The sequence below is a fragment of the Tissierella pigra genome (assembly GCF_009695605.1).
Taxonomy (GTDB): Bacteria; Bacillota; Clostridia; order Tissierellales; family Tissierellaceae; genus Tissierella; species Tissierella pigra.
Window position 1 is genome coordinate 16,451 of record NZ_VUNQ01000010.1, and the last position, 12,031, is coordinate 28,481.

The 12,031-nt window shown below is 29.7% G+C and carries 13 protein-coding genes; all 13 read right to left on the reverse strand.

Annotation, left to right across the window (positions count from 1 at the left end):
- Nucleotides 1-15: 15 nt before the first annotated feature.
- The 13 genes from hpt to FYJ83_RS06190 all read right to left on the reverse strand — a co-directional run bounded on the left by hpt (nt 16) and on the right by FYJ83_RS06190 (nt 12,017).
- Complete coding sequence (hpt, locus tag FYJ83_RS06130; protein WP_154439453.1) at nt 16-555, reverse strand: hypoxanthine phosphoribosyltransferase; 540 nt, start codon at nt 553-555, stop codon at nt 16-18.
- A 28-nt stretch (nt 556-583) separates the two neighbouring features.
- Nucleotides 584-1,960, reverse strand: a complete 1,377-nt coding sequence (tilS, locus tag FYJ83_RS06135) for a tRNA lysidine(34) synthetase TilS (RefSeq protein WP_154439454.1) — start codon at nt 1,958-1,960, stop codon at nt 584-586.
- Between the two features lie 139 nt (nt 1,961-2,099).
- Nucleotides 2,100-4,427: a stage II sporulation protein E gene (gene spoIIE / locus FYJ83_RS06140; RefSeq protein ID WP_154439455.1), complete on the reverse strand. Its 2,328-nt coding sequence runs from the start codon at nt 4,425-4,427 to the stop codon at nt 2,100-2,102.
- A gap of 355 nt (nt 4,428-4,782) precedes the next feature.
- Nucleotides 4,783-5,199: a S1 RNA-binding domain-containing protein gene (locus tag FYJ83_RS06145; protein WP_154439456.1), complete on the reverse strand. Its 417-nt coding sequence runs from the start codon at nt 5,197-5,199 to the stop codon at nt 4,783-4,785.
- A gap of 68 nt (nt 5,200-5,267) precedes the next feature.
- Nucleotides 5,268-5,594 carry an FtsB family cell division protein gene (locus tag FYJ83_RS06150; RefSeq protein WP_229768511.1) on the reverse strand — a complete coding sequence of 109 codons (327 nt, stop codon included), beginning with the start codon at nt 5,592-5,594 and terminating at the stop codon, nt 5,268-5,270.
- Between the two features lie 48 nt (nt 5,595-5,642).
- Nucleotides 5,643-6,110, reverse strand: a complete 468-nt coding sequence (gene yabQ, locus FYJ83_RS06155) for a spore cortex biosynthesis protein YabQ (protein ID WP_154439458.1) — start codon at nt 6,108-6,110, stop codon at nt 5,643-5,645.
- A gap of 17 nt (nt 6,111-6,127) precedes the next feature.
- Entirely contained in the window at nt 6,128-6,406 is a 279-nt protein-coding gene (gene yabP / locus FYJ83_RS06160) for a sporulation protein YabP (RefSeq protein WP_154439459.1), read from the reverse strand.
- A gap of 76 nt (nt 6,407-6,482) precedes the next feature.
- Nucleotides 6,483-6,725, reverse strand: a complete 243-nt coding sequence (locus tag FYJ83_RS06165) for an RNA-binding S4 domain-containing protein (RefSeq protein WP_154439460.1) — start codon at nt 6,723-6,725, stop codon at nt 6,483-6,485.
- A gap of 43 nt (nt 6,726-6,768) precedes the next feature.
- Entirely contained in the window at nt 6,769-7,047 is a 279-nt protein-coding gene (locus FYJ83_RS06170; protein ID WP_154439461.1) for an HU family DNA-binding protein, read from the reverse strand.
- An 88-nt stretch (nt 7,048-7,135) separates the two neighbouring features.
- Complete coding sequence (gene yabN / locus FYJ83_RS06175; protein WP_154439462.1) at nt 7,136-8,596, reverse strand: bifunctional methyltransferase/pyrophosphohydrolase YabN; 1,461 nt, start codon at nt 8,594-8,596, stop codon at nt 7,136-7,138.
- Nucleotides 8,597-8,621: 25 nt separating this feature from the next.
- Nucleotides 8,622-10,229, reverse strand: coding sequence for a putative polysaccharide biosynthesis protein (locus FYJ83_RS06180; RefSeq protein ID WP_154439463.1), 1,608 nt, complete (start codon nt 10,227-10,229; stop codon nt 8,622-8,624).
- A 97-nt stretch (nt 10,230-10,326) separates the two neighbouring features.
- Nucleotides 10,327-10,878 (reverse strand): stage V sporulation protein T, encoded by a 552-nt coding sequence (spoVT, locus tag FYJ83_RS06185; RefSeq protein WP_154439464.1) that lies wholly within the window; start codon nt 10,876-10,878, stop codon nt 10,327-10,329.
- Between the two features lie 194 nt (nt 10,879-11,072).
- Nucleotides 11,073-12,017 carry a peptidylprolyl isomerase gene (locus FYJ83_RS06190; protein WP_195837931.1) on the reverse strand — a complete coding sequence of 315 codons (945 nt, stop codon included), beginning with the start codon at nt 12,015-12,017 and terminating at the stop codon, nt 11,073-11,075.
- Between the last annotated feature and the right edge of the window lie 14 nt (nt 12,018-12,031).

Below are 12,031 nucleotides of genomic sequence, written 5' to 3' on the forward strand. Positions count from 1 at the left end.
GGTTTTTTCAACCTTCTACTTGCTATATACTTCTTCTTTAAGAGCTGCTACATAAGGTAAATTTCTGCCTATTTCAGCATAATCCAATCCATATCCCACTACAAATTCATCTGGAATAGCAAATCCTAAATAATCCACTGGAACATCTACCTTTCTTCTTTCAGGTTTATCTAAAAGAGTACAAACCTTAACTGATCTAGCTCCTCTTTTCTTTAGATTATCTGTTAAGTATGCAAGAGTATATCCAGTGTCTATAATATCCTCTATAATAAGTATATCCTTATTTTCTACACTAAAGTCTAAATCCTTTATTATTCTAACTTCTCCAGTAGATGTAGATGATCTGCCATAGCTAGATACAGCCATGAAATCTAATCCTATCTGCATATTTATATTTCTAGCCAGGTCAGACATAAAAATAACGGCACCTTTTAATATGCCTACTAAAATCAAATCCTTATCCTTATAATCTTCAGTAATTTGTTTTCCAAGCTCTTTTACTCTTTTTTCAATATCTTCTTCACTGACTAATACAGTCTTAATTATTTTCTCCATTATAATCCTCCTTTTATGTATTATATAATTAATTATATGATATTGATAGGATTTTCTTTGTATTCTCTGTTATTTTATATAAATCATTGGTTCTATATCCTACTACCCATATAATATTTTCTTCATCTACAATTAGTGGAATCCTATCTCTTAATTCCTTTGGTATTTTTTCATCTATAAAATAGTCTTTAAGCTTTTTAGTACCCTTCATTCCAAAGGGTCTTATTCTATCACCATCAAGTCTATTTCGTACTCCTAGACTTCCTTTGACCATATCAAAGTCAAAATATCTAGTATTCTTTGATTTGTCTAATATAAGATTCTTTTCTTTTGGAAATACACGAACTTTAAAAGAATATTCTATACCCTCTAAGTTAGTCTCTCCTATACCTAGCTTATAAAAATATTTAACTACATCTCTTTCATGGTCTTTTGCAATAATTAAATCATTATATCTGGTTTTGGCTACTATATTATTTGATAAATGAACTTCCTTCCCTGTTTCTAAGGCCAAAAAAAGGCGTAATACTATATTAATCTGTGTTTCAGTAATTCCTTGTAAAGTTCCATTTAGATTCTCTATAGCCACTCGTATAATTCGTTGTTGAATAGATTTATGTTCCTTCAAGAATTTACCACTCTCTAAAATTATACTATGTTTATCTTTATTTTTCACTATAATATTAAATCTTTCTTTAGAATATTCTTCGAGAAATCTGCCATCTGTTGCAGCTATATTAGACATTCTCCACAGTGTATTTATTATATTAGGATTGAAATTTTCTTCTATATAGGGTATCAATTCCAATCTTACTTTATTTCTACTATATATAGGTTCTAAATTTGTCTTATCTAATACAGTTTCTATCTTGTTTTTTTCTATGTAACTTTCAATTTCCCTTCTATCTATACCCAGTATAGGGCGAATTATATCTTCGACTCTAAATTCCATCCCTTTCAAGCCATCTATCCCTGTACCTCTTAAAAATCTCATAACTAAAGTTTCAGCTTGGTCATTCTTATTATGGGCTACTGCTATTTTCCCTTTACCTACTTTTAAGAGAATATCCCTAAAAAATCCGTATCTTAATTCCCGTCCTGCTTCCTCTGAAGATATACCCTTTTCTTTCCCATACCCTACCATATCTACATTTTTTGTATAATAGGGTAAGTTCAACTCTTTTGCAATTCTTTCTACAAATAGTTGATCTGACTCAGCGTCATCTCCTCTTACACCATGATTTACATGAGCAATATGTACATTAAATGGAATAGAGTTTTGAACTTCCAATAAACTATATAATAAGGCCATGGAATCTGGTCCCCCTGAAACCCCTACTATTATATTATCATTTTCTTCAATTAAATTATACTCTTTAATTGCAGCCAATACCTTTTCTTTCATCAAATCACCTTAAATTTTATTTATATATGAACTATATCCTTATTATAACCTAATTGTCAACTAATTTTAAATTTAAGACAAAAGTTTAGGCTAGCAAAGCTAGCCTACAAGCAACTATTTACTATTAAGTATTTCCCTTTTAAAGATTTTTCCAAACCTTTGTTACTAGAACTGTCATATCATCAGTATCAATAGATGCAACTCCTCTAACTGTAGCCAGTATTTCATTGGCTATAACTTGAGGATTTATACTGTTTATGTTCATTATTATATTTTTCATCCAATCCTCTGAATCATATATATATCTATTTGCATCTAATACCCCATCTGACATCATAATGATAATATCACCATCTTCAATATACTCTTCGTAAAGATTGAAATCCACATCTCTTAGTATTCCCACAGGTAAAGTTCCGTCACTAATCATATCTACTCTATCTTTTTTCTTTATAAAAGTTGCTGGTGCTCCTGTTTTTATCATTTGCAGCTTCCCTGCATATAAATCTATAAATGCAAGATCTAAGGTAGCAAACATTTCTTCATTGGATTTTACTCTAAGCACTGAATTAATAGTCTTTAAAATTATATCTTTATCTGCATTTGCTTCCATAAGTCTTTCCAATAGAGAAATAGCAACCTTACTTTCTTCATTAGCCTTTCTTCCAATTCCCATCCCATCGCTTAATGCTGAAAAGTGGGTGTTTTCCATTTCTCCAAAGGTAAAACTATCTCCTGATATTTTTTCTTCTGAGTTAGGCATAGTGGCCACCTTGGTCATAGCACTAAACCGATTTGTCCTTAAAAGCTTAAATCTCTGACTCTTGTTAGATATACTATTAAAATTAGTGTCACCTACTACCTCGTGTCCTAAACTTTGTGCTATTGCTCTTTTTAGTTTTCCCTCTGAATTTATAGGTGTATTTAAATCTACAAATATTTCAAACTCTTCTTCTCCTATTTGTACTACAGATATATCCTTTATATCTAATCTATTATTTTTTAAGTCTTTATAAAGATTTTGTTCTATTTCTTCATTAAATTTTGGATTTACATATATTTCATTAGTCATGTTTTGTATTACTTTTCCTATTTCTTCTAGTTGTTCTGACAGTAGAAGTCTATTCTCTCTTAGTTTTAGCTTCCAGTTATGGTCTATATTAAGTTTTTCTACTGCTCTATCAATTAATTCTATAGTGCTACTACTTTTAATACAAAACTTTTTGGCTTCTTCATAAACGATTTCATTATCTGACGTCTTCATTTCCACCATACCAACTAAATTAAAAAAGTTTTGGTATGTGCTATAGTAGTTTTCTTCCCAACATTCTTGATATTTAGGACAATTTGTACATATTCCATTGGCAATACTATCTACCATGCTATATACCTCACCTGTAGAATGAAAATCTCTTTCCGCTGCTGATTCTTTAAAGGTAGTACTTAAATTATTAAAAAGTTCTGTCATTCTATTTAACTTTTTAATAATAATATCATCTCTTTTTTGATTGTAATCCTTTTTTGTATCTAAATCAAAAACAAAGCTTTCAGAGAACTTTTCATTTACTTTATTTGCACTTATTAAAAACAATATTATTCCAACTGCAATTTCTTTCACTCCTAAGAAACTAGTTCCTAATCCATTGACATAAAAGGAAATAATTCCATTTCCAAGTATGAATCCTAAGGCTGAACCAGATTTTCCTATGTCTTTAAATATACCTGCTAAAAGTCCTGAGATACCAAGTATTCCTATAATAAAAGGCATCTCTGGCTGAGATATATATCCTACCATTCCTAATATTATTCCAGTTGTTCCACCAATAAATGCTCCATAACTATAGGATAAGTATAGAATAATTATTACACTAATTAAATTTTTAATTCCAACTCCCAATATAATTATATCTTTAACCCCTGCTAAAACTAATGCCAACGTAATAAAGGAACAAATCGTCTTTTCATTATTAAAACTTGCACTACCTATTTTTTCAATAGGTAAACTAAAAGAAAATATATAAATCATTGTAAAAACAATAATACCTTCAAATAGCACCATAAACAAATCATAAATAAATAGTTGTTTGCTTATCAGGACAGTTACTCCCCTACAAATTGTAAATATAATAGAAGATACTAATGATGCTTTTATTAACGAATAAGTCTTTTCTTCCTTAAATAGAGAGAAAAATCCATAAATCAATAAATAAGATAAAACATAGCCTATTCCCTTGGCTCCTTGAAAAGTTAGAGTTCCAATAATAATGGATAATAACATAGGCACATTTAAACTCTTCATTATAATGTATGCAGTTAAAAATGCAAATCCAAAGGGAGTAAGTTTATTTAATAAATTTGCCCTTCCTAAGAAAAATCCAATAATTATAGTTATTATTGTTGTCTTATCCATTTTGAGATTTACTCCATACCAATGACCTTGAGTCCTTAAAGAATCCGTTCTCATCATAAAAATCACTCCTGTTATTTGTATTTAGATACATATTAACAAAAGAGGTCATAGTAATTTGTCAAATCTAAGGACTTAAACTGAAGAATTTTAAGACATAAATCATTTGTATTTCCCATAACCTTAACTTTTCATAAGGAGAACTTAATATAATTTACTTTAACTTTAAAACAGAGGATTTCAAAGAGTTAGAGCTTCATGTGGCTAATTTCATAGTTAATGTAGAAAATTGTAGTTTTTAGAGTTAAAGAATAAAATAAAAAAGTTTTTTATAAAATTATTTTTAAGAAAGTCTTTTTTTAAACTTCATTCAGTCATAAAAGGTTCAAAATAAAAAAAACCGGATAAACCGGTTTTATACATCCATACCACTCATTTTCTTGGGCTTTGTACTTCTTCTACTACTATCTCTAGTCTTTAATTGGTCTTGCTTTTCATTACTATCTTTTAAAAATTTACTGATTTTGTCTTCAAAAGACATATGCTTCATTTTATCATCAGGCTTATTCCATTCAATTTCTACTGGTTTAGTAGTTTTTGGCTTTGCCTGTCTGATGGAAAGGCTAATCTTTCCTTCATTTGAAATTGATAAAACTTTTACTTTTACTTTTTGATCTTTTTTCAGATGATCAGTTACCTTTTCTACATAATCATGTGATATTTCCGAAATATGAACAAGTCCACTTTTACCTTCTGGTAGCTGAATAAAGGCACCAAAGTTTGTTATTCCTGTAACAGTACCATCAACTACTGCTCCCACAGATACTGGCATAAATTAATGATTCCTCCTTAAAAATAGTTTTCTTAATTTAGTATATATTAGAACTCTTTTAATGTCAATTAGTTCTCATTTTTTATAGGATTTAAAAAAGGATTTTTATTTTTATTTTTATCTATATATATAATTTCCCTTGGTTTTACCATTCCTAGTTCATCCCTTGCTACTTTCTCTACAAATTGCAAAGAGTCACTATCCTCTATTTCTTTACTTAGGACATTTATTTCCTTCTCTAGAGTTTGTACTTCTTTTTGGACTTCTTTCCGCTTCGCTTCTAGGTTCTTCATTAAGCTCCTTTGATTCCACAGTGTAAGTCCTACATATATAAGTAAAAAACCAATAATAAGATTTAATAAACTAAGTCTTTTTTTATTCTTTTTCTTTTGCATTATTTCACCACCCATATATACTTATTCTACAAAAATCAAAAAACTCCTCTATTTTTTTGAAGAAATTATTTTTTTGTATTTCTTTGTTTGTTGAATGATTTCCGTCGGAATTCTTTTTATTCGTCTAAGTGTTGGCAATGATTTCTTCTTTAGAAGTTTAAAAGGATATAAAATTGGAGAAATGATTCCCTTAATAAATGTACTTATGACTTTTCCAACTTTAATACATAGTCCATAGATATATTTGCTAAATAATTTATAATATATAATTATTCCTAGAAAAAAACCAAGTAAAATATATCCTCTTATTTCACCCCAATTGGTCTTTATTATAGTGTAAAAAAATATGGAAGCTATAGCTGTCCAAAACAATAAGTCCCCTAAATAAGTTATAATTTTATTAGGCCTTAAAAAATACCTTATGGCTTTATATAAGTCATAAATAAATCCTGCCATTAAGCCACTATAAATAACTGTAAGAAAAATATGTATTTCTAATATTAGTGAAGTATCCATTTTTTTCTCCTTATAAATTATTTAAATAGCTTACTCATTATATTCTTTGGGTTTGGGTCCTTATCTGTATAATGTAGTCCATTGATTCTTCCATCTATTTTTACTCCACCATCATCTAAGTTAAGTTTAGATATATTTAACCCTTCTCCTTTTATTATCATACCACCTTTAATCGTTGTCAATATAATTGTATTGTCATTGAAACTTTCTACCTGCTCTACTCCTGTTACAGTCATTTTATCCCTATCTTCAACCATTATATTTTGATTTTTAAATCTAATTTTATTTTCAGTCATTATATCCCTCCTATTTCTTATATAGTCATACACTAATATTTATGAATAAAAAAAGACTTTTATTACAAAGTCTTTTTTATTCTATCTTCTTATATAGCCCTAGAGCATCATCTTTTTTTACATTATCCGATATATTTAATATTTCAAAATTCATTGGCTCAGTTCCAAAAGCAATTTGAACTCTATCTCCAACTTTAACCTCGTCCCCAGGCTTGGCCACTTTTCCGTTTATGGATACTCTACCTTGTTCACAAGCTTCCTTGGCAATAGTTCTTCTTTTTATGATTCTGGCATTTTTCAAAAACTTATCAATTCTCATAAAACCACTCCTACAAAAAAATCAGGTCAAAGACCTGATTTTATTATTTATTTACTGTTTCTTTTAAAGCCTTTCCAGCTTTAAATACTGGAGCTTTAGATGCTGCTATTTTAATTATTTCTTCTGGGTTTCTTGGGTTTCTACCTTCTCTAGCTTTTCTTTCTCTTACTTCAAATGTTCCAAATCCAACAAGTTGAACTTTATCTCCACCTGCTAATGTTTCCTCTACTGTCTTCATAAATGCGTTAAGTGCGCTTTCTGCGTCCTTCTTAGTTAAATTACTTTTCTCTGCTATACTTGATACTAATTCAGCTTTGTTCATAATTAATTCCTCCTCGTAGTTTTATTATTTAAATAATAATTCTTTGCAAATTTAAAACCATTCTTTATATTATATAATTGTTAGCATTTTAATGGATTTTATGTATCTTTGCCTCATTCCATAATCTATCCATTTCATCTAAATTTGCATTCTCAATACTTTTGCCCACTTTCTTTAATCCATCCTCAATAAATTCAAATCTATTAATAAATTTATTAATGGTCCTGTTTAGAGCTATTTCTGGATTTACATTTAAAAATCTAGAAAGATTGACTACAGCAAAAAGTAGGTCTCCTATTTCGTCCTCTGTTTCTTCGCCACCACCTCCGAATTGTTCCATAGCTTCTATTACTTCTTGATATTCTTCCATTACCTTATCCAATGCCCCTTTTATGTCTTCCCAGTCAAATCCAATCTCTGCTGCTTTTTCTTGAATCTTAAAACTAGTCATTAAAGCCGGCAACTTAGGTATATTTTTCAATTTATCAGTAAAGCTATGAATATCTCTCTTGGCATACTTTAGCATATTCCAATTATATACTACTTCTTGGCTATTTTCCACACTTTTTTCTAAAAAAACATGAGGATGTCTATAAATTAATTTCTGAGCAAGAGTTGACGTTATATCATATAGAGTAAACTCTCCTTCTTCAGAGGCAATTTCTCCATGAAAGATAATTTGAAGTAATAAATCTCCCAATTCTTCCACCAGTCCATCAATATCATTTTCATCAATGGCATTTACTACTTCATAGGCTTCTTCAATTAAACATTGCCTTATACTTTCGTGAGTCTGTTCTATATCCCAAGGGCAACCATTTTCAGATCTTAATATTTTCATTATACCTAATAAATCGTTGAAGTCAAATACTTTCTTATCTATTTTTACCATTTTAGGCACATATATACTAGTTAATGCTCCTATTTCTTCAACTCTATCCAATTCATAAATAGGTATAAAGTACTTTTTTTCATCTTTTTTTATTCCAGCACTATGGATTAAATATATTTCATATTCATCACCGTATATTTCTGATAATATAAGCTTAACCTCAGATAATATTCTATGGTTATATACCTGAGTAATTATAGTGTCCGAATTTATATCTACTATCAAGCTATTAAATCCTACTCCATCTACTATTTTAAGTCCATTTATAGGATCTATCCCCACTAATTCTATCATAGGTTCTATAAAGCTCATACCAGATACTATCTCTATATCTATATTCTCATTCATTAGAATTTCTACAGTTTTTTCAGCTACTAAAGGATTTCCCGGTACAAAATAATTTATTTGAGAATTCTTTTTAGATTCCTCTATTAAATCCATAGCAATTTTTTCATATACATCTTTAAAATCATCTTCCTTATCATATAAGAAGTCATAAGATTTATAAGGTATATTCTTATTTATAAAATATTCAACAGTAGGATGTTTTTCAGTCCTTAAAAAATTTTTATCTCCTGAATTTATTCTATCGACCGCCCCTAATGTAAGGGAATCTACGCTTCCAGGTCCTAATCCTATTATATATATCTTTCCCATAGTCTTTCTCCTTTGTATACTTCTATTAAAATAATTTAAATTTACTTAGTTTTTTACCTATTTTAACACCATTAGGCAGTAGGTTAAAGTCATCTTCTGTAATAGCTCCTGTTATAATTAAAAATACCCCATATACAAGTACTCCAACTAATACTGCAACTATTGTAGCCAACTTTTCTCCAATTATATCCATTAAAAATAAATAAGAAAGAAAAGCTGCTATGGCCATAGATAAGGATGAAATGAAAGGTTTAATAAATATATCTTTAAAACTTAGCTTTACCTTAGCTAAAGTCCTCACACTTATTAAGTCTAAAATTGCTGCAATACCAAAGGCTACTACAGTTGAGATAGCAGCACCATAAATATTTATACTGGGTACAGCAGTTAAAGTATATGAAAGTATTACTTTAATTATGGCTCCTATAAATAAATTTATAGCTGGAACTATTGGTTTACCTAAACCTTGGAGGATTGCAGACAAAGTTTGAACTAAAGTTAAAAATATTACACCAAAGGATAAAATTGATAGTAAATTCCCTATATTAATTATGGTTTCTAAATCATTTTTATAATACAATAATCCAATTATTGGTCTTGCCAATACAAATAAACCAAATGCACAAGGTAACCCGATTAATAGTGTCATTCTAATACCAGAGGCAGAGATAGCTTCTATTTCTTTCTTTTTTCTTCTTGCATTGGCATCTGAAATAACTGGCACTAAACTCATGGAAATCGCCAAGGAGAAAACTTGAGGTAAATTAATTACCGTTTGAGCCATTCCTTTTAGATTACCATATAATCCATTGGCTTCTGATTCTAAATATCCTATGGATTGTAATCTTTTTAATACAACTGCCACATCTATGGTGTCCATTATTGGAACAATGGCTGAACCTAAAGTAATAGGAATTGCTATTATAAGAAGGTCTTTTATTATAGTGCCTATTTTGTACTCTTCAGTATATATACTATTTTCCAACTCTTTTTTTGCTTCTTTTCGACCATAAAAGTAAATGAATATCATAGTAAGGGTTCCCATTATAGCACCTATGGAGCCACCAAGGGATGCCCCTCCTGCTGCCATGGGAATTCCTTTATCTAATAAAAAATATGTTAGTAAAAGTCCTGACCCTACTCTAAATAACTGTTCCATTATCTGTGATAATGCAGTTGGGGTCATTAATTGGCGTCCTTGAAAATATCCTCTAAAGACAGCCATAATAGGAACAACAAATAAAGCTGGTACTAATGCAATGAGAGCATAGTAGGCATTGCTATTACCCATTTTCTCTACCATACTACCAGCAGTAAAAAATAAGAATAAAGATGTAAGTAATCCACCTATGGAAAGCCCTGTTAATGCAACTTTAAAAACTCGCTCTGCACTTTTAAAATCTTTTACTGCTCTTTTCTCTGATACCAACTTAGCTATTGCTACAGGAAAACCTGCTGTAGATATAGAAAGTAATAAAGAGTATAAAGGATATGCTGTAGAATAATATCCCATACCTTCTGATTGAATTATATTAGATAATGGTATTCTATAAACTGCACCTAAAATCTTTACAATTATTCCAGCTATACTTAAAATAACGGCACCTTTTAGGAAATTATTTTTCTTAGTCATTAATTTTCCCCCTATAACATAATCTTTTATATTATATCACTTAATTTAGTAAAATAATACAAATAAAAGATAAAACCTACCCTATATGGGTAGGTTGCTAATTTTCCATTTGTTTAGACAAAAATCCTGCTGCTGTTTCCGTTAACTTTACTTCTAATTCTCCCATAATAGAATTTGGTTCCTTTGATATAAGTATAACTGAACCTATTGGGTCACCCTGCATAATTATAGGTGCAATTACTTGAGCTGAATACTTATCTAAATTAGGGTCCTCATATATTATCTTCATAGGATTATTATCGGCATTAGTTGTATAAGTGCTTCTACCTTCAGTCAACTTTTCCAATTCAGGGCTAATCCTTTTCTCTAAGTATTCTCTTTTAGAACCTCCAGATATTGCTATTATATAATCTCTATCTGAAATCAAAGCTGTATGGTTAGTACTTTCATGTAGAGAGTCACAGTACTCCTGAGCAAATTCATTTAGTTCTCCTATAGGTGAATACTTTTTAAGAATTACTTGCCCTTCCCTATCAGTAAATATTTCTAAAGGGTCACCTTCTCTAATTCTAAGAGTTCTCCTAATTTCTTTTGGAATTACAACTCTGCCTAGTTCATCTATTCTTCTAACGATTCCTGTGGCCTTCATTATTTTCCTCCTTAAACAATAATTGTGTAGTAAAATTATTATTCAACCAAAAGGAAAATTTTATTCATCTTTGTTACTTTATGTTAAAGTGTTTACATTAACTACTTTAATATAAGGTAAAATAACGCTATTTTATCATATTTGCAAAATACGGCTCTAACATAGTTGTTAACCTTTTTTATTAATTAATTGCTCTATTTTGAATCCTTTAAATCTAAATATACTTTAACCTTAGCACTATTCCTTAAACCTTGAATAGCTTCCAGATATTTTTGTTCCTTTAACAGTTTGATTATATCATCTTTCAAAGCCTCAAAGGTATCTTTTCTATCTTCAAGATGTATTATATGGTATCCTACTTCTGTTTTTACTAAGTTGCTGACTTCTCCAATATTTAAATCAAATGCAGCTTCTTCAAATTCGGAGATCATACTGCCCTTAGTAAAGTATCCTAAATTTCCTCCTTCTACGGCTGAAGCTTTATCTATAGACACTTCTTGGGCTAATACATCAAATTTTTCACCTGCATTTAATCTTTCTAAAACCTTTTTACCTTCTTCTTCTGTCTTTACCAAAATATGGCTTGCCTTTATTACAACTAAATCATCCTTATTGGCTTCAAAATATTTTTTTGCTTCTTTCTCAGTTACATCAGTTTCAGCCATAAATGTTTCTCTATGTTTATTAAACAATAATTCTTTTCTTAAATTTTCTTTGAAAAATTCCTGTGAGATTTTATTATTCTCTAAAAATTCATCAAATTTTTCTTGTCCACCCATCATAGAAACATAGCTTGACGTTTGCTCTTCAATTTCTTCATCTGTTATGGTTATATTCATTTTATTTGCTTCTTTTGATACTATCTTTTCCATGATTAATCTTTGAACTATTTCATTTTTAAGATTCTCTTCTAGGGTTTTTCCGTCTTCTCCTACTTCTGCCATGGCTCCTTCTCCAAGTCGTTGTTCATATATTTTCTTATATACTTGGAAATCACTTTCAAATTCTTCAGTTGTTATACCTTCTCCGTCAACTTTAGCCACAAATCCATCTTCTTTTTTTGTACATCCACCTATGGTAAAAACCATTGCTAATAGTAATCCCATGACTAAAATCTTTCTATAATTTATTTTTTTCAATAGTAACATCCTTT

Bases quoted from the DNA above. Each gene is read 5' to 3' on its own strand.
- hpt (WP_154439453.1), bottom strand. From the start codon at position 555: ATGGAGAAAATAATTAAGACTGTATTAGTCAGTGAAGAAGATATTGAA.
- tilS (WP_154439454.1), bottom strand. From the start codon at position 1,960: ATGAAAGAAAAGGTATTGGCTGCAATTAAAGAGTATAATTTAATTGAA.
- spoIIE (WP_154439455.1), bottom strand. From the start codon at position 4,427: ATGATGAGAACGGATTCTTTAAGGACTCAAGGTCATTGGTATGGAGTA.
- FYJ83_RS06145 (WP_154439456.1), bottom strand. From the start codon at position 5,199: ATGCCAGTATCTGTGGGAGCAGTAGTTGATGGTACTGTTACAGGAATA.
- FYJ83_RS06150 (WP_229768511.1), bottom strand. From the start codon at position 5,594: ATGCAAAAGAAAAAGAATAAAAAAAGACTTAGTTTATTAAATCTTATT.
- yabQ (WP_154439458.1), bottom strand. From the start codon at position 6,110: ATGGATACTTCACTAATATTAGAAATACATATTTTTCTTACAGTTATT.
- yabP (WP_154439459.1), bottom strand. From the start codon at position 6,406: ATGACTGAAAATAAAATTAGATTTAAAAATCAAAATATAATGGTTGAA.
- FYJ83_RS06165 (WP_154439460.1), bottom strand. From the start codon at position 6,725: ATGAGAATTGATAAGTTTTTGAAAAATGCCAGAATCATAAAAAGAAGA.
- FYJ83_RS06170 (WP_154439461.1), bottom strand. From the start codon at position 7,047: ATGAACAAAGCTGAATTAGTATCAAGTATAGCAGAGAAAAGTAATTTA.
- yabN (WP_154439462.1), bottom strand. From the start codon at position 8,596: ATGGGAAAGATATATATAATAGGATTAGGACCTGGAAGCGTAGATTCC.
- FYJ83_RS06180 (WP_154439463.1), bottom strand. From the start codon at position 10,229: ATGACTAAGAAAAATAATTTCCTAAAAGGTGCCGTTATTTTAAGTATA.
- spoVT (WP_154439464.1), bottom strand. From the start codon at position 10,878: ATGAAGGCCACAGGAATCGTTAGAAGAATAGATGAACTAGGCAGAGTT.